Genomic DNA, 16,136 nt, shown 5'->3' with positions numbered 1-16,136 from the left:
TGCAGAAAAACAGAGGTGTAAATCATGCCACAGTTCTTCCTGAATAAAAGACTGATTGTGTTACTTGTCAGCATCATTATTCTAGTGGCATTGATTGGGTTTTCTTTAAGGGATCGGAAACAACTCACCTGGCCGGAACAGCTGATCAAAGATACAACCGGCTGGGTTCAATCCCTTGTTTCAAGGCCAGCACAATCTATTGCCGGTTTCATCGAAAACTTGCAGGACTTGCAAAATACATATAATGAAAACAAAGAGTTGAAAGCACGTCTTGATGATCTGGCCCGTCTGGAAGCAGAAGTACATGAGTTAAAGAAAGAGAATGAAGAGTTGAAAGATATTCTTGAAAAAAAAGACTCTTTACGGGATTATGATCCTGCCCAGGCGACTGTTATTGCAAGGAACCCTGATCGCTGGCATGAACTGTTGATTATAAATAAAGGTGAAACAGATGGAATTGAAGCCGATATGGCTGTTATAACATCCCAAGGGCTGATTGGAAAAGTAAAAAGTGTAAGTAAGTTCACATCGACTGTTCAACTGCTAAGCGCAATGGATCCTAAAAATCGGGTTTCAGCGGTTGTTCAAGGTGAAAAAAATTTTTACGGCTTTATTGTAGGGTATGACGAGAAGAAAAAATTATTACTGCTTAAAGAAATCCCTTATGATGCGAAAATAAAGAAAGGCCAAAATGTGATTACTTCCGGTTTGGGCGGCGTTTTTCCAAAATTGCTGCAAATTGGAAAAGTAGTGGATGTCGTTCCCGACCAATACGGCTTAACACAAACGGCCTATGTAAAACCGTCAGCTAATCTTTACGATATTAGCCATGTGATGGTTGTAAAAAGAAAGATGACAAAGCCAGATGTAAGTGATATTGATGATAATGAAGAGGAGGAGGAACTGTGAATCGCTTCCTTCTTCCTGTTATGTTGGCAGCATTTTTTGTAATTGAAAGTGTTTTTGTCCAACTATTGCCTGATGGAACTTTTACCAGTGACCGAATTTTAGTTCCCCGTTTTTTAATCATTGCAATTTTTTTCTTGACGGTTTACGGAAATAAACAATATGGAATCATTTACGGATTTGTCTTCGGGCTTTTATTTGATGTGTTTTATACGGAAATTCTGGGAATCTATTTGTTCCTTTTTCCGCTGATGGCTTACGTAGTGTCGAAAATGATGAAGGTTCTTCAAACGAATATTGTGATCGTAACAATTGTATCGATTATTGGAGTAGCCTTGCTTGAACTGGGAGCGTACGAAATGAATTTTTTAATTCATCGAACCGATATGGACTTTCCTCAATTTGTTTCATTAAGGCTTCTTCCTACTATCATTTTAAATCTCGTATTTTCGATTATTGCTGCATACCCTTTGAAAAGACAATATGAAAAATTTGCGGAGCATCTGACAGAATGATTCTATGGATTTTTGCAAGATGCTCCAAAGGGCCTTATTTTCTTATATGAAAAAGAGGAAAAAAAGCAGTTTCTGTCGAATTCGTTTTTTTGTGGGAACAGGAAAAGGGTCTTTTTGGTTGTGAAAGAATATGATTTTTGCTTTGTAAAGAAGCGAACTCCGCATATTTTTTTCTATGCTTGTCTGGGATGAAGGAGCCGCTTCCGCTTTTCTTTTTACTTTAACCTGACGGGGCTAAGCGAGGCGATTTTTGCTTTCTAATTTGAGGTGAACATCCTGCTATGAAAAAATTACAAAATGTAACAATTAAAGGCACTAAGTCCGGTTTAACCCTCTACTTGGATGATACCTGTTCTTATGATGATTTAAAGAAGGAACTGAATGAGAAGCTTTCTGTTGCGTACCGGGCTAATGAGGACCGCCAGCTTATCTCGGTAAAAGTAAAAGTTGGGAATCGATATTTAACGGACGAACAAAAAGCAGAAATAAAAGAGCTTATTCGCTATAAAAAAAATCTTGTTGTCGAAGAAATTGAAACAAATGTAATGACGATTGAAGAAGCTGAACGCTTAAAATCAGAAAGTGAAATTGTGACTGTCGCAAAGATCGTTCGGTCCGGACAAGTCCTCGAGGTTCCTGGGGATCTTCTCTTGATTGGAGATGTGAACCCGGGCGGAACCGTAATGGCAGGAGGAAATATTTTTATCATGGGCGCCTTAAAAGGTATTGCCCATGCCGGTTGTTTAGGGAATAAGCAGGCAATCATTGCGGCTTTCGTCATGAAACCTTCCCAGCTTCGTATAGGTGATTGTATCAACCGTGCTCCCGATCAGTATCCTGAAGGAGAACCTCGGGAAATGGAATGTGCATACATAGATGAAAACAATCAAATTGTCGTTGATAGAATACAAGCATTAATGCATCTCAGACCAGAGTTAACAAGATTGGAAGGGGGACGCTAATATGGGAGAAGCAATAGTAGTGACATCGGGAAAAGGCGGGGTCGGAAAGACGACAACTACAGCAAACTTAGGGACGGCATTGGCTCTTCAAGGTAAACGTGTATGTCTTATAGATACAGATATCGGCCTTCGCAACTTGGATGTGGTTATGGGGCTTGAAAACCGGATTATTTATGATCTTGTTGATGTTGTAGAGGGAAGATGTAAGATTCATCAGGCCCTTGTAAAAGATAAGCGTTTTGAAGATTTGCTATTTCTGCTCCCAGCTGCACAAACAAGCGATAAATCAGCCGTCGCTCCCGAACAGATGAAGAATCTCGTAATGGAACTGAAACAAGACTATGACTATATTATTATCGACTGCCCTGCCGGAATTGAACAAGGTTATAAAAATGCCGTAGCAGGTGCAGACAAAGCTATTGTTGTTACCACTCCTGAAGTGTCAGCCGTAAGGGATGCAGACCGCATTATCGGGTTATTAGAAAAAGAAGAAAATATTGAACCGCCGAAATTAATTATTAACCGTATTCGTACACACATGATGAAAAACGGAGAAATGCTGGATGTGGATGAAATTACAACTCATCTGTCCATCGATTTAATCGGAATTGTCGCCGATGATGATGAAGTGATTAAAGCTTCCAATCATGGGGAGCCGATTGCCCTCAATCCAAACAGCAAAGCTTCTATTGCATATCGCAACATTGCCCGTCGGATTTTAGGTGAATCTGTCCCGCTGCAACAGTTAGAAGAAGAAAGCAAAAGCGTCTTCTCGAAGATCAAGAAATTCTTTGGAGTTCGTTCATAATCATCAAGGAAGAGGCCGACTCATAAGGGTCTGACTCCCTCCAAAATAGACAATATATAGAATGGTTTTATTAGTGTTTGTCTATATATTGTATTGGAGTGGTCTGACCCTTTGTTTATGTGTCAGCCTCTTTTCTTTTTCCCTTTTTAACAGTCATTTTCTTAATGAACCACTCATACACTTGTACAAATTTTAAAAGTGATTGGTGGGGAGAGAATGGGTTCTAGAGCTGACGATATCCGGAGAAGAATTGCAAAAAGAAAGAAAGAGAAGGACCGGGCAGCCCGGGATTTTCAAAACCGTTTTTTCGTGGCTGAAGACGAAGAAAAATATGGCTTTGAAAAGCTTTCCACTTTTGAAGGCGGACCGGGAGAAGGAGAGCATCCTCTTTTTCGAAAAGAGATTGTCATGTTGAAAATTTTGTTTTCGGCCTGTTTAGTATTGATTATTGCGATTATTTTTCGCAATCCATCTGAAATGTTAGAACCGGCGCGCAATTTTGTGAAAAATTCTATGGAAAAAGATTTTCAATTTGCTGCTGTATCGGACTGGTATGAAAAACAATTCGGAAAACCCCTTGCGCTGCTGCCCTCTACAGATGAAAGGGAGAAAAGCCAAACGGAATCAAATCAGGATTATGCACTTCCAGCGTCCGGGAAAATACTTGAAGATTTTGATGCGAACGGACAAAGGATTATGGTTGAAACCGGTAAGGGTGCTGTTGTAGAAGCGATGAGTGAAGGATATGTTCGTTTTACCGGTGAAAAAGAAGGATTTGGCAAAACCGTGATAATTAAGCATGGTGATGAAAGCGAGTCATGGTATGGCAACTTAGAAAACATCAACGTAATCTTATATCAGTACATTGAAAAAGGCACGCCGGTCGGAACGGTTTCGGAAGGGAAAGACGAGACAAAAGGGGCATTTTATTTTGCAATAAAAAAAGGGGATGATTTTATTGACCCCATTCAGGTGATCCGCTTTGAATAAAATCATTTCCATGCTTTCGTATATTCACATTCATCCACTTTTGTGGGTTGTCATTGCAATTGCGGTTTTGACCGCACGATTTATTGAGCTTTGCCTATTCCTGTTGATTATTTTTATTCATGAAATGGGACATGCTGCAGCAGCTTCGTTGTTTTCTTGGAGGATTAAGAAAATTTCTTTGCTCCCTTTTGGCGGCGTGGCGGAGGTTGAAGAACACGGAAATCGCCCATTAATGGAGGAAGCAGCTATTATTCTTGCAGGTCCTCTTCAACATATTTGGATGATGGGCTTGGCTTTTCTTTTTAATGAACTTTCCTTGTTGCCGGATTATTTGTACGGTTTATTTATTCAATTTAATTTTATGATTTTGATATTTAATTTTCTGCCGATTTGGCCGCTGGATGGAGGAAAACTCTTGTTTTTAATGTTTTCATTAAGACATTCGTTTCCGGATGCACACAAAATTACTTTACTCATTTCAATTGGCTCCATCGTTCTTTTTACTTTTATTACTTTATTAACGGCCCCTGTGAATTTGAATGTTTGGATCGTTATCGCATTCTTGGCATATTCCGTTTATAATGAATGGAAGCAAATGCGGTTTGTATTTATCCGTTTTTTACTGGAAAGATATTACGGAAAGAATAGTAATATCCGCTCTTTAAAGCCGATTACAGTCAGGGAAGATGAATTGGTCATCAAGATTCTGGAACGGTTTCACAGGGGATGCAAACACCCGATTATTATTGAAAAGAACGGGAAGGAAAAGGGAACTCTTGATGAAAATGAACTGCTTCATGCCTATTTTTCTGAAAAAATGACCTCTGCGAAAGTCGGAGATTTGCTTTACACTTATAAATGGTAGAATAATAATCATGATCAGGATTCAAAGCGAGGAAACATTTTGATGAAATTAATTGTCAACAGTCTCACGAGGGAAAAGCGGTTTGCTCTTCTTAACGGACAAACAATTGAAAAATTTTTTATCGAGCAGCCTAAAAGCCATTCAATCGTTGGAAATTTGTATCTTGGAGTTGTATCAAAAGTTCTCCCTGGAATGAACGCGGCATTTGTAGATATTGGCGAAGAGAAGTCAGGATATTTGCATAGAGATCAATTGCCGGCGTTTGTAAAATCGGATGAACCGAAAGAGGTGCGGAACAGCCGGTCTATATCGTCTTTTGTTCACCAAGGTGAAAAAATTCTCGTTCAAGTGGAGAAAGATGCTACCGGAACAAAAGGGCCCAGGCTTACCGGAATTATCGAACTTCAAGGCGAGAATATTATTTATATGCCAAGTGGCCGGTATGTAGCAATATCAAAAAAAATTGCTGATGAGAGGAACAGGGATCGCTTGAGACGGTTCGGAAAACAGATAAAAACAGAATACGAAGGGCTCATTTTTAGAACTAGTGCAGAAAATCAATCAGAAGCAGTCATAGCTAACGAACTTGAGGAGCTTAGAAATATGTATCAGGAGCTTGAAAGGACTGCCGCCTCAAGGAAAAAACCTGCACTTCTCTTTGAAAAAGACTTATTTTATGAACAATTGATTTCGGAAATAAAAACGATTGGCAGAGGAGAAGTTGTTGTCGATGATATTAGGCTAAAGAATAAAATCGACCAATATGTCAAAGCTGCAAAAATTAATATGAATGTAACATTATATACAGGCAAAGAAAATATTTTTAGTGCCTGGGAAATTGAACACCAGATCGAAAAAGCATTAAAGCGTATTGTCTGGCTTGAAAATGGGGCCTACCTTATTTTTGATGAAGCGGAGGCACTTACAGTCATTGATGTAAATACAGGGAAATATTCAGGCAAAAATGATTTGCATGATACGGTTGTTTCCGTGAATTTAGCAGCTGCAGAAGAAGCTGCGCGCCAAATAAGGCTTAGGGACATTGGTGGAATTATTTTGATTGATTTTATTGATATGAAGAAAGAGGAAGACCGGGAACGGGTCCTTCAGAAAATACAATGCGAGTTAACAAAAGATGACAGAAGAACAAAAGTGATTGGGTTTACTCCGCTTGGAATTTTGCAGCTGACAAGGAAGAAAACGAAGGTGGCCATTTCCGAGGCATTAACCGTAAAATGCGCGGTTTGTGAAGGAACAGGCAGGGTATTAAGCCCTGAAACGGTTGCTTTTCGGCTTGAAAGGGAACTTTGGGAACACCGGCATTCTGATTATGACGGTGTGTTAATTGAAACAACAAGAGAGGTAGCCGATGTTTTTGCCGGTGGAAATGATATTAACCAAAACCGGCTTGAAGAACTGCTTGGATTGAAAATAAAATTTGAGATCACAGATGATTCTCCGAAACCCTTTTATCATATCAAACGCTTTGAGAGGCTGACTTTTAAGGGGCTGGCACCCTCCAACAATGACAATAGATAGAATCACTTTATTTATTTTTGTCAAGATGTAGTATTTGAGGGGTCTGACCTTCCTCTTGACACTCAAAAAGAATCGTGATAGTATTTTCATGTTATGTTTGTAGCGCACCCGTGCTACAACCGCACAGAACAGGTATTAAGATTTTGTTGCTGCAAACACCTGTGATGGCGAGTCTTAGTCAATAAGGAGGTGCAATTCATGTACGCTATTATCGAAACTGGCGGTAAGCAAGTAAAAGTAGAAGAAGGTCAAGCGATCTACATCGAAAAGCTTAACGCCGAAGTCGGCGACACAGTTACTTTTGACAAGGTTCTTTTCGTAGGCGGCGATAATGTAAAAGTAGGAAGCCCATTAGTTGAAGGCGCTACTGTTACAGCGAAAGTTGAAAAGCAAGGCCGTCAAAAGAAAATCATTGTCTTCAAGTACAAGGCGAAGAAAAACCAGCGCAAAAAGCAAGGTCATCGTCAGCCTTACACAAAAGTTGTGATTGAAAAAATCAACGCATAAGGTTGTTATCCGATGATTAAGATTACGATTAATCGTACAGAATCCGGACAAATTCAATCATTTACAATGAGTGGACATGCCGGATTTGCCGGGTATGGCAATGACATTGTTTGTGCAGGTGCTTCTGCTGTATCTTTTGGCGCTGTCAATTCAGTGATTGCGTTAACTGGCATTGAACCTGTCATCAAACAAGGAGATTCCGGCTTTCTCCGATGTGATTTTCCAATGGATATCCCAAAAGAAACACAAGAGAAAGTACAAATCCTTCTTGAAGGCATGGTCGTTTCATTGCAAACGATTGAAAGAGATTACGGAGAGCACATAAAAATTACCTTCAAATAGGGAGGTGAAACAAATGCTAAGATTAGATCTTCAATTTTTTGCTTCTAAAAAGGGAGTAGGTTCTACAAAGAACGGCCGTGATTCAATCGCGAAGCGCCTTGGTGCTAAGCGTGCGGACGGTCAATTTGTAACTGGCGGTTCGATCCTATACCGTCAACGCGGTACGAAAATCTACCCGGGTGTAAACGTAGGCCGCGGAGGCGACGACACTCTTTATGCGAAAGTTGACGGTGTCGTTAAATTTGAGCGTTTTGGTCGTGACCGCAAGAAAGTGAGTGTATACCCGGTTGCAAAAGAGGCGTAAGCCGATAAAAGAAAACTCTAACCTCTTATGGTTAGAGTTTTCTTTTTATCTTTCGAAAAAAACAATTTTGACATTTATGTGTAATCTTGCTTACGCGTTCACACTTTTTTGATATACTATCAGCAAGCAGTCTTCTGTCACTTAATAACTATGTAGGGGTTTTTTTATGAAAAAAGACTGGAATATTGTCGAGGTGCTTCGGCATGTCCGGCATGATTGGTTAAATAAACTTCAATTAATAAAAGGAAACCTGGAGCTGAACAAAATTGACAGGGCCATCGAAATCATTAATGAAATTGTCGTAGAAGCACAACATGAGGCAAAGCTGTCTAACCTTGAAATAACTGAATTTGCATCGCTCCTTCTTACATATAATTGGGAAAATCAGGCCTTTCAACTTGAATATGAAGTAATGGATGATATGGAAACACTAGCAGGGAATGATCAATTAATTACGGAATGGACAAGGTCGTTTTTTTCGAGCTTAAACAACTCAATTGAAACATTCCACAACAATCATCTGTCAGTTTCCATTGAAGAATGTGAGAAAGGCACTTGTTTCTTTTTTGATTTTAGCGGGATAATAACAGATAAAGAAAAAATCTCAGCATTTTTGGCTGAAAACAACTCATCTTTAAAAGTTGAGGTTCAGGAGTTCTCTGATCAGGAACTTGCACTTGCTGTTTTTTTGCCTAATGCATAGGGAATTGAGATATGAATGATTCATCTAAGGATAAGTCAACTTTTTGGAGGAACAAAAAATGTTTGTCGATCAAGTAAAAATATATGTAAAAGGCGGAGACGGCGGTAATGGAATGGTCGCTTTCCGCCGGGAAAAATATGTGCCAAAGGGCGGTCCCGCAGGCGGAGACGGCGGGAAAGGAGCAGACGTCGTTTTTGAAGTTGATGAAGGCCTGAGGACGCTAATGGATTTCCGGTATCAGCGGCATTTTAAGGCTCCGCGCGGGGAGCATGGCATGTCAAAAAACCAGCATGGAAAAAATGCGAAAGATATGATTGTGAAGGTGCCGCCCGGAACAGTTGTTACCGATGCAAAAACGGGGGAAGTCATTGCTGATTTAACAGAACATGGCCAGAGGGCAGTCATTGCCAAAGGGGGAAGAGGCGGTCGCGGGAACACCCGGTTTGCTACTCCGGCAAATCCTGCTCCTGAAATTTCCGAGAATGGTGAACCTGGACAGGAAAGAGAAGTGATTTTAGAACTAAAGCTTTTGGCAGATGTCGGTCTTGTCGGTTTTCCAAGCGTCGGTAAATCGACACTCCTTTCCGTCGTTTCATCAGCAAAGCCTAAGATTGCAGAATACCATTTTACAACTATTGTGCCGAACTTGGGTGTGGTTGAAACAGAGGATGGCAGAAGTTTTGTCATGGCGGATCTACCGGGTTTAATTGAAGGGGCCCATTCAGGCGTTGGCCTCGGCCACCAATTTTTAAGGCATATTGAAAGAACAAGGGTCATTGTCCATGTCATCGATATGGCTGCGATTGAAGGGCGCGACCCATATGAAGACTATGTAACGATTAACAATGAACTAAAGGAATATAATCTAAGATTAACGGAAAGACCGCAAATTATTGTCGCCAATAAAATGGATATGCCAAATGCAGAGGAAAACCTTGCTGAATTCAAGAAAAAGTTAACGGATCAATATCCTGTTTTTCCAATTTCCGCAATTACCAAGCGGGGTTTGCGGGATCTATTGTTTGCGATTGCCGATAAACTTGAAGAAACTCCGGAATTTCCTCTGATGGAAGAAACAGAAAAGACCGGAGTGCACAGGGTTCTGTATAAACACGAAACAGAACAGGAAGAGTTCACGATTACCCGTGATCCGGACGGAAGCTTCGTTCTTTCCGGCGAAAAGGTTGAACGCCTCTTTAAGATGACTGATTTCTCTAGAGATGAATCTGTTCGCCGCTTTGCTCGCCAGCTCCGCAGCATGGGTGTAGATGATGCTCTGCGTGAAAGAGGAGCAAAAGACGGAGATACAGTTAAGCTGTTCGATTTTGAGTTCGAGTTTATTGAATAGCTTTTGATTAACGGGGTGGAGAAATGAGACATGATAAATCTGATAAGAAATTTTATTTAGTCCGCGAGGATGTTCTTCCGGAAGCGATGAAAAAAACCCTTGAAGCAAAGGAAATGATTGAAAGGGGAAAAGCCGAGTCTGTCTGGGAAGCTGTTAAGCGTGTTGATCTAAGCCGAAGTGCATTTTATAAGTACAGAGATACAGTCTTTCCTTTCCATACAGTTGTGAAAGAGAAGTTGATCACACTGTTTTTTCACCTCGAAGACCGCTCCGGGACGCTCTCACAGCTATTAAGTGTCGTCGCTTCGGCTGGATGCAACGTTCTTACGATCCATCAAACGATTCCATTACAGGGAAGGGCAAACGTAACTTTATCGCTGAATGTAACGGAAATGGAAATTGAAATTGATGAGCTTTTAACACGTCTCCGCAGGCTTGAATTTGTTGATAAAGTTGAAGTGCTGGGTTCAGGTGCGTAGAACGGCCGCCGATTCCCGGCTGTTTTTTGTTTTATTTAATCTCATTCTTTCGTGAAAAATTGATCTTTTACTTTTATAAAGTGATAAAGTGATGTATTGTTTAAAGATAAGGCGCTGCTTTAATGCGTTAACGCGATGAGGGGAAGACCCTCAATTTAGTCTTGGGAGGAGATTTTGTTGAGAGTTGGTTTTTTGGGGCCGAGGGCAACATTCACGGATATGGCTGTCAGGGAAATATTTCCTAGCGCCGAATCGATACCCTTTCAAACAATTCCGGAATGTATGGACGCAGTTGAAGAGGGGAAAACTGATCTCTGCCTTGTTCCGCTTGAAAATGCCCTGGAAGGGTCCGTTAATATCACACTTGATTATTTGATACATGAAGTAGAGCTGCCAATTGTCGGTGAAACAACTTTGCCGATTCGTCAGCATTTTATGGTACATAAGGAAAATCAGCACAGATGGAAAGAAATCGAATTGATTTACAGCCATGCACATGCCATTGCCCAGTGCCATCGATTCTTGCACCAGCAATTCAAGGGAGTCCGCTGTGAAACGACAACTTCTACAGCTGCAGCTGCGAAATATGTCAAAGACCATCCTGAAATAAAGGCTGCCGCGATTGGAAATGCTCTGTCGGCAAAAGAATATGGATTGATTATTGTAAAAGAAGACATTCACGATTTCGGGCATAACCATACACGTTTTGTGATTTTATCAAAAAGTAACAAGGATAAACTTGACATAAAACTTGTTCCCGACAGTTTTAAAACAACGATCATGGTCACTTTGCCAACAGACCAGGCAGGAACTTTGCATCAAGTTTTATCTGCATTCGCCTGGAGAAAGCTGAACTTGTCAAAAATCGAATCCCGCCCGATGAAGACAGGGCTCGGTAATTATTTCTTTATTATTGATATTGAAATGAAAATGGATGATGTATTAATTCCTGGTGCGATTGCAGAACTCGAAGCTCTCGGCTGCAAAGTAAAAGTTCTGGGAAGCTACCCTTCTTTTCAACTGAAAAAAGCAGCAAAAGGATCCTGTTAGCGGATCCTTTTGACTTATGCTTGAGATAAAATGAAAAAGTCAGCTTTTAACGCTTGCTTGACGGGCAATTTCAACTAGGGTTTGGCCTAAAGACTCGACATCTTTCTCGGTTGTTTCTCTTCCAACTGAAATACGGATAAATTCCTTTGCTTCTTTATTATCGATTCCGAGTGCTTGCATCGTTTTCGAAGGAGACTGCAAGCCTATCTGGCACGCTGTTCCGGTTGAAATGGCAAATCCCCGCCTGTTGCACTCAAGCATCACCCATTGGCCTTCCAATCCATGTAATCTCAACCCGATAATTGACGGAAGCTGCATATCCGGATCATTCGCTTCATGAATGGTAATCCGGTCGCTAATTTCTTTTATGGAATGCTTAAATGCATCCCTCAGTTTTAAAAACTTTTTGGTATAATCAGTTTGATTCGCATAAGATTTTTCTGCTGCAGCAACCATAGCCGCTATTCCCGGTACATTTACTGTTCCAGGCCTGAAACCCTTTTCATGTACAGCCGCAGGATAAAAAGTTTTCCATGCTAAATACGGATTGACATAAACAGCTCCAACCCCTTTTGGACCGTAAAACTTATGACTCGATATAGAAAAGCTGTCCGCCCATTTTATTAAATTATCTAATGTAATTTTTCCGAACGTCTGGACACAGTCACTATGAAGTAAAATTTCGTTTTGTTTACAAAGTAAGCCAATTTCCTCAATCGGCTGAATGGTTCCGATTTCCGGATTTGCATGTTGAATAGTGATAAGGACTGTATCCTCCCGTATCGCGTCCTGTAATTTTTCAAGGTCAATAATCCCATCTTTGTTAAAAGGAAGGTAGGAAATCTCACAGCCATCTTTTTCGAGCCGCATTAATGAGCTATGAATTGAGGAATGCTCGGCCAGGCCTGCAATAATATGCCGGCCTTTTTTTCTTGTTGCTGATAAAAGTGCATGAATGGCAAGGAAGTTACTTTCCGAACCTCCGCTTGTAAAAAAAATCCCTTCTTTTTCAACTTTTAGAAGTTGAGATAACTTCAAACGGCACTGTTCGAGTAAAGCAGCAGCAGTGCTTCCTGTATCATGGAGACTTTGTGTATTTCCAAAAAAATTTTGCGAAGCTTTTACAAAAATTTGTGCTGCTTCTTCATCAAGCGGACAAGTCGCGGCGTAATCAAAATATTTCATGATTTTTCCCAACTTTCAAACTTTTTATTGTAAAAAATACTTGTCAATATATTAAATCTATGTAAATATAAGTGTCAAGACACCTGTTCAAAGGAAGGTGAAAACTGGATGAGTTATTCAGATGTAATCATTATCGGAAGTGGCGTGGCAGCATTACAGCTGGCAAGGAACCTTCGATCTGAAATAAATGTCAGAATTATCACAAAGTCGCATGTAAGAAATGGAAACTCTTATCTTGCCCAAGGCGGTGTTGCGGCTGCTCTGGGTGAGAAAGACAGTCCATATCAGCATTATGTTGATACGATAAAGGCAGGAAGGTATCATAACAATCAAGAAGCCGTTTTCAAGATGACATCAGAAGCACCGGAATTAATCCAAAATCTTTTTGCTTCGGGCTGTTCGTTTGATAAAAATGAACGTGCTGAATTGCTTCTTGGCATGGAGGGAGCACACAGCGAAAAAAGAATTGTCCACGGGGGCGGTGATGCAACCGGGAGCAGAATTGTAGATTTTTTGCTAAGCCAATTGAAAGAAAATGTGTCCATTACAGAAAATGTGTTTGTTTATGACTTGCTAATAGACAAGCAGTCAAAACGGTGCATTGGAGTAAAAGGAAAAGACAAGCACGGGAACATTGAATATTTTTATGCCGATTGTATCGTTATTGCTACCGGAGGATGCGGCCAACTGTACAGTTTCACTTCAAATGCTGAAACAGTGACTGGAGACGGATTGGCGCTTGCTTATCGAGCAGGTGCAGAACTTGTTGATATGGAATTTGTTCAATTCCATCCAACGCTCTTGTTTAAAGATGGAAAGACGAGAGGGCTTATTTCCGAAGCTGTTCGCGGAGAAGGAGCAAGGCTTGTAACAAAAGACGGCTTTCCGTTTATGGACGATGTTCATCCCTTAAAGGACCTTGCACCGCGGCATGTTGTTTCCCAAACTATTTATGATTATTTAAAAAAAGGGGAACAGATCTTTCTTGATATACGAATGATCAGCCATTTTAAATCGCGGTTCCCTACGATTACATCCTTGTGTGAACGAAACGGAGTATCTATTGAGGACGGTTTATTACCTGTAGCGCCCGGGAGCCATTTCTTAATGGGAGGAATAAAGACAGATCTTTATGGACGTACAAGTGTTGATGGACTTTACGCGATTGGAGAGGCGGCATGCACCGGAATACATGGAGCCAATCGGTTGGCAAGCAATTCTTTGCTTGAAGGGCTTGTGTATGGAGAACGGCTTGCTCGACTTTTAAATAGTGACAAGGCTGCAAGAATAAATTCACAACTTAATCCTAGAGAGTTCAAAGCGAATTTTACACCGGGCTTGAATTTGCCTCAAATTCAAGAGATGCAAACAAGAATGATGGATAATACAGGAATTGTAAGAACGAAAGAGACATTGTCCGAACAGAAGCACTGGCTTGAATCTTTTGATGTCCACAATTTGTCTTATGCCAATTTAGACAAATTGCCTCCTGAAGAAATTACGAAAGTATTTATGCTTATTACATCTTGGCTGATTACTGATTCAGCATTAAAAAGGACTGAAAGCCGCGGCGGACACTTCCGCAGTGATTATCCATATGAGGATGATCACACTTGGAAAGGCAGACAAATCATTCAACGAAGAATATGGGAAGAGGACGAAAAAGATGAACCAATTAAAACTGCGGTTGCAACTTGAACAATTTTTCATTGAAGACATTGGTGACAGAGATGTAACGAGTGATCTTATTTTTGGGAAACGCCGAAACGGAGAAATTGTGTTCTTGGCAAAAGAAAACGGAATTTTTTGCGGAGAAGAGATAATCCGTACAGGTTTTACATTGCTTGATCCCGCTTCCAAATTGGAAATGTTCACTAGTGACGGAGCTCCTATTGAGTCCGGACAAAGGCTGGCAACCGTTTCAGGCAATATTTCCGACCTGTTGAAAGGCGAGCGGGTTGTGTTAAACCTTATTCAAAGAATGAGCGGGATTGCAACGAAAACGAGAGAAGCCGTTTCAATTTTAAATAGTGACCATACAAAAGTCTGCGATACTCGCAAAACAACTCCCGGTTTGCGAATGTTTGAAAAATATGCAGTCACATGCGGCGGCGGTTACAATCACCGTTTTGGCTTATATGATGCTGTCATGATCAAAGACAATCATATTGCTTTTGCTGGTTCAATCACAAATGCAGTAGCAGCTGTAAAAGAAAATCTCGGACATATGGTGAAAATTGAAGTTGAGACTGAAACGAAAGAACAAGTTATTGAAGCCGTTCAAGCAGGTGTTGATGTAATTATGTTTGATAATCGCCATCCGGATGAAATCAAGGCATGGAAAAGATTTGTGCCGGAACATATTATAACGGAAGCATCTGGAGGAATAACGTTAGAAAACATAGCTGCTTATCGCGACACTGGGGTCGATTATATTTCTCTCGGTTTTTTGACTCATACGATAAAATCGCTTGATATAAGTGTAAAAGTAAACGTTTTCTAAGGGGGATTTATGGTGAATATTTTAGATGCAGTTCAAACAAAGGGGAATATGATTCCGGACAGATACCTAAACATGACTGTTACGGAACTTGAAGAACGGGCGTCAGCAATTAAGAGAAAATTGGGAAGTAGATTGTTTATTCCAGGTCATCATTATCAAAAAGATGAAGTTATACAATTTGCAGATGCGACAGGAGATTCTTTGCAACTTGCACAAATATCAGCTGAAAACAAAGACGCTGAATTCATCGTATTTTGCGGTGTTCATTTTATGGCTGAAACAGCAGATATTTTAACGGCAGAAAATCAAAAAGTATACTTGCCTGATATGCGAGCCGGCTGTTCCATGGCCGATATGGCAGACGTCTATCAGACGGAAAGAGCATGGGCAAAATTAACCGAACTTTTCGGAGATACAATTCTTCCATTAACTTATGTCAATTCTACCGCAGCTATTAAGGCATTTGTCGGGGAAAACGGAGGAGCAACAGTAACATCATCAAATGCTGAAAAAATGGTGAAGTGGGCATTCGAACAAAAAGAAAGAATTCTCTTTTTGCCGGATCAGCATTTAGGAAGAAATACTGCTTATAATTTAGGGATAAAATTAAATGAAATGGCGGTGTGGAATCCTATTACAGATTCTCTCGAATACGATGGGGAGATAGAGCATATTAAAGTAATTCTTTGGAAGGGACATTGTTCCGTTCATGAAAACTTTACAGTTCAAAATATTAAACAAGTCAGAGAACAATATCCGGACATGAAGATTATCGTTCATCCTGAATGCAGCAGAGAAGTGGTTGAATTATCGGATGACGCCGGTTCCACGAATTATATTATCAAGAAAATTGAACAGGCGGAAAAAGGTTCGGCCTGGGCAATCGGCACGGAACATAATCTTGTTAACCGGTTAATTCAGCAGCATCCTGACAAGCATATCATTTCTTTAAATCCGTATATGTGCGCATGTTTGACTATGAATCGAATCGATCTGCCTCATCTAGTCTGGTGCTTAGAATCGATTGAAAACGGTGAACAACACAACATTATTAAAGTTGACGATTCAGTTGCTGTTAAAGCAAAACTTGCTCTTGAACGGATGCTTGAGCTGTCCTAAGAAAAATAGTT

Annotated in this window: 18 protein-coding genes and 1 other annotated feature; of the genes, 17 read left to right on the top strand and 1 reads right to left on the bottom strand. The window is 40.5% G+C overall.

The window, feature by feature from the left end:
* Positions 1 to 24: 24 nt before the first annotated feature.
* The 14 genes from mreC to pheA all read left to right on the top strand — a co-directional run bounded on the left by mreC (position 25) and on the right by pheA (position 11,318).
* Positions 25 to 909 (top strand): rod shape-determining protein MreC, encoded by an 885-nt coding sequence (gene mreC / locus C0966_RS10455; RefSeq protein WP_274855386.1) that lies wholly within the window; start codon positions 25 to 27, stop codon positions 907 to 909.
* Positions 906 to 1,421, top strand: a complete 516-nt coding sequence (mreD, locus tag C0966_RS10450; RefSeq protein WP_274855385.1) for a rod shape-determining protein MreD — start codon at positions 906 to 908, stop codon at positions 1,419 to 1,421. The genes mreC and mreD overlap by 4 nt, the downstream gene beginning before the upstream one ends.
* Positions 1,422 to 1,702: 281 nt before the next feature.
* A complete protein-coding gene (minC, locus tag C0966_RS10445) occupies positions 1,703 to 2,383 on the top strand; it encodes a septum site-determining protein MinC (RefSeq protein ID WP_274855384.1) in 681 nt (226 codons plus the stop codon).
* 1 nt (position 2,384) lies between these two features.
* Positions 2,385 to 3,191, top strand: a complete 807-nt coding sequence (gene minD, locus C0966_RS10440) for a septum site-determining protein MinD (RefSeq protein ID WP_274855383.1) — start codon at positions 2,385 to 2,387, stop codon at positions 3,189 to 3,191.
* A gap of 216 nt (positions 3,192 to 3,407) precedes the next feature.
* Positions 3,408 to 4,181 (top strand): M23 family metallopeptidase, encoded by a 774-nt coding sequence (locus C0966_RS10435; RefSeq protein ID WP_274855382.1) that lies wholly within the window; start codon positions 3,408 to 3,410, stop codon positions 4,179 to 4,181.
* On the top strand, positions 4,174 to 5,046 hold the full coding sequence (locus C0966_RS10430) for a M50 family metallopeptidase (protein WP_274855381.1): 873 nt from the start codon (positions 4,174 to 4,176) through the stop codon (positions 5,044 to 5,046). Before C0966_RS10435 ends, C0966_RS10430 begins: the two co-directional genes overlap by 8 nt.
* Positions 5,047 to 5,088: 42 nt before the next feature.
* Positions 5,089 to 6,585 carry an Rne/Rng family ribonuclease gene (locus C0966_RS10425; RefSeq protein ID WP_274855380.1) on the top strand — a complete coding sequence of 499 codons (1,497 nt, stop codon included), beginning with the start codon at positions 5,089 to 5,091 and terminating at the stop codon, positions 6,583 to 6,585.
* A 107-nt stretch (positions 6,586 to 6,692) separates the two neighbouring features.
* Positions 6,693 to 6,770: a sequence feature (ribosomal protein L21 leader region), on the top strand.
* Between the two features lie 13 nt (positions 6,771 to 6,783).
* Positions 6,784 to 7,092, top strand: coding sequence for a 50S ribosomal protein L21 (gene rplU, locus C0966_RS10420; protein WP_274855379.1), 309 nt, complete (start codon positions 6,784 to 6,786; stop codon positions 7,090 to 7,092).
* Positions 7,093 to 7,104: 12 nt separating this feature from the next.
* On the top strand, positions 7,105 to 7,434 hold the full coding sequence (locus C0966_RS10415) for a ribosomal-processing cysteine protease Prp (protein WP_274855378.1): 330 nt from the start codon (positions 7,105 to 7,107) through the stop codon (positions 7,432 to 7,434).
* A 13-nt stretch (positions 7,435 to 7,447) separates the two neighbouring features.
* Positions 7,448 to 7,738, top strand: coding sequence for a 50S ribosomal protein L27 (gene rpmA / locus C0966_RS10410; protein WP_274855377.1), 291 nt, complete (start codon positions 7,448 to 7,450; stop codon positions 7,736 to 7,738).
* Between the two features lie 166 nt (positions 7,739 to 7,904).
* The gene (locus C0966_RS10405; RefSeq protein ID WP_274855376.1) at positions 7,905 to 8,441 is read left to right on the top strand and encodes a sporulation initiation phosphotransferase B; all 537 of its coding nucleotides are present in this window, start codon (positions 7,905 to 7,907) and stop codon (positions 8,439 to 8,441) included.
* A 58-nt stretch (positions 8,442 to 8,499) separates the two neighbouring features.
* Positions 8,500 to 9,789, top strand: a complete 1,290-nt coding sequence (gene obgE, locus C0966_RS10400; protein ID WP_274855375.1) for a GTPase ObgE — start codon at positions 8,500 to 8,502, stop codon at positions 9,787 to 9,789.
* A 23-nt stretch (positions 9,790 to 9,812) separates the two neighbouring features.
* A complete protein-coding gene (locus tag C0966_RS10395) occupies positions 9,813 to 10,268 on the top strand; it encodes an ACT domain-containing protein (RefSeq protein WP_274855374.1) in 456 nt (151 codons plus the stop codon).
* Positions 10,269 to 10,445: 177 nt separating this feature from the next.
* The gene (pheA, locus tag C0966_RS10390; protein WP_274855372.1) at positions 10,446 to 11,318 is read left to right on the top strand and encodes a prephenate dehydratase; all 873 of its coding nucleotides are present in this window, start codon (positions 10,446 to 10,448) and stop codon (positions 11,316 to 11,318) included.
* Between the two features lie 39 nt (positions 11,319 to 11,357).
* Here the strand turns inward: pheA and C0966_RS10385 are convergent, their stop codons facing one another.
* Positions 11,358 to 12,503 (bottom strand): IscS subfamily cysteine desulfurase, encoded by a 1,146-nt coding sequence (locus tag C0966_RS10385; RefSeq protein ID WP_274855371.1) that lies wholly within the window; start codon positions 12,501 to 12,503, stop codon positions 11,358 to 11,360.
* A 108-nt stretch (positions 12,504 to 12,611) separates the two neighbouring features.
* Between C0966_RS10385 and nadB the strand changes: the two genes are divergently transcribed.
* Genes nadB through nadA form a run of 3 tightly spaced genes read left to right on the top strand, consistent with a single transcriptional unit; the run spans position 12,612 to position 16,125 of the window.
* Positions 12,612 to 14,201 carry an L-aspartate oxidase gene (nadB, locus tag C0966_RS10380; RefSeq protein ID WP_274855370.1) on the top strand — a complete coding sequence of 530 codons (1,590 nt, stop codon included), beginning with the start codon at positions 12,612 to 12,614 and terminating at the stop codon, positions 14,199 to 14,201.
* Entirely contained in the window at positions 14,170 to 15,006 is an 837-nt protein-coding gene (nadC, locus tag C0966_RS10375; RefSeq protein WP_274855369.1) for a carboxylating nicotinate-nucleotide diphosphorylase, read from the top strand. The genes nadB and nadC overlap by 32 nt, the downstream gene beginning before the upstream one ends.
* A 12-nt stretch (positions 15,007 to 15,018) precedes the next feature.
* Positions 15,019 to 16,125, top strand: a complete 1,107-nt coding sequence (gene nadA / locus C0966_RS10370) for a quinolinate synthase NadA (protein WP_274855367.1) — start codon at positions 15,019 to 15,021, stop codon at positions 16,123 to 16,125.
* The last annotated feature ends 11 nt before the right edge of the window (positions 16,126 to 16,136 follow it).

The sequence above is a fragment of the Bacillus methanolicus genome, assembly GCF_028888695.1.
Classification (GTDB): domain Bacteria; phylum Bacillota; class Bacilli; order Bacillales; family Cytobacillaceae; genus Bacillus_Z; species Bacillus_Z methanolicus_B.
Note: the sequence above shows the minus strand (reverse complement) of the source record. Positions and strands in the feature narration are given on the sequence as shown.

Excerpts from the sequence above, each read along its gene's own strand:
- mreC (WP_274855386.1), top strand. The coding sequence starts at position 25 with ATGCCACAGTTCTTCCTGAATAAAAGACTGATTGTGTTACTTGTCAGC.
- minC (WP_274855384.1), top strand. The coding sequence starts at position 1,703 with ATGAAAAAATTACAAAATGTAACAATTAAAGGCACTAAGTCCGGTTTA.
- minD (WP_274855383.1), top strand. The coding sequence starts at position 2,385 with ATGGGAGAAGCAATAGTAGTGACATCGGGAAAAGGCGGGGTCGGAAAG.
- C0966_RS10435 (WP_274855382.1), top strand. The coding sequence starts at position 3,408 with ATGGGTTCTAGAGCTGACGATATCCGGAGAAGAATTGCAAAAAGAAAG.
- C0966_RS10425 (WP_274855380.1), top strand. The coding sequence starts at position 5,089 with ATGAAATTAATTGTCAACAGTCTCACGAGGGAAAAGCGGTTTGCTCTT.
- rplU (WP_274855379.1), top strand. The coding sequence starts at position 6,784 with ATGTACGCTATTATCGAAACTGGCGGTAAGCAAGTAAAAGTAGAAGAA.
- C0966_RS10415 (WP_274855378.1), top strand. The coding sequence starts at position 7,105 with ATGATTAAGATTACGATTAATCGTACAGAATCCGGACAAATTCAATCA.
- rpmA (WP_274855377.1), top strand. The coding sequence starts at position 7,448 with ATGCTAAGATTAGATCTTCAATTTTTTGCTTCTAAAAAGGGAGTAGGT.
- C0966_RS10405 (WP_274855376.1), top strand. The coding sequence starts at position 7,905 with ATGAAAAAAGACTGGAATATTGTCGAGGTGCTTCGGCATGTCCGGCAT.
- obgE (WP_274855375.1), top strand. The coding sequence starts at position 8,500 with ATGTTTGTCGATCAAGTAAAAATATATGTAAAAGGCGGAGACGGCGGT.
- C0966_RS10395 (WP_274855374.1), top strand. The coding sequence starts at position 9,813 with ATGAGACATGATAAATCTGATAAGAAATTTTATTTAGTCCGCGAGGAT.
- C0966_RS10385 (WP_274855371.1), bottom strand. The coding sequence starts at position 12,503 with ATGAAATATTTTGATTACGCCGCGACTTGTCCGCTTGATGAAGAAGCA.
- nadB (WP_274855370.1), top strand. The coding sequence starts at position 12,612 with ATGAGTTATTCAGATGTAATCATTATCGGAAGTGGCGTGGCAGCATTA.
- nadC (WP_274855369.1), top strand. The coding sequence starts at position 14,170 with ATGAACCAATTAAAACTGCGGTTGCAACTTGAACAATTTTTCATTGAA.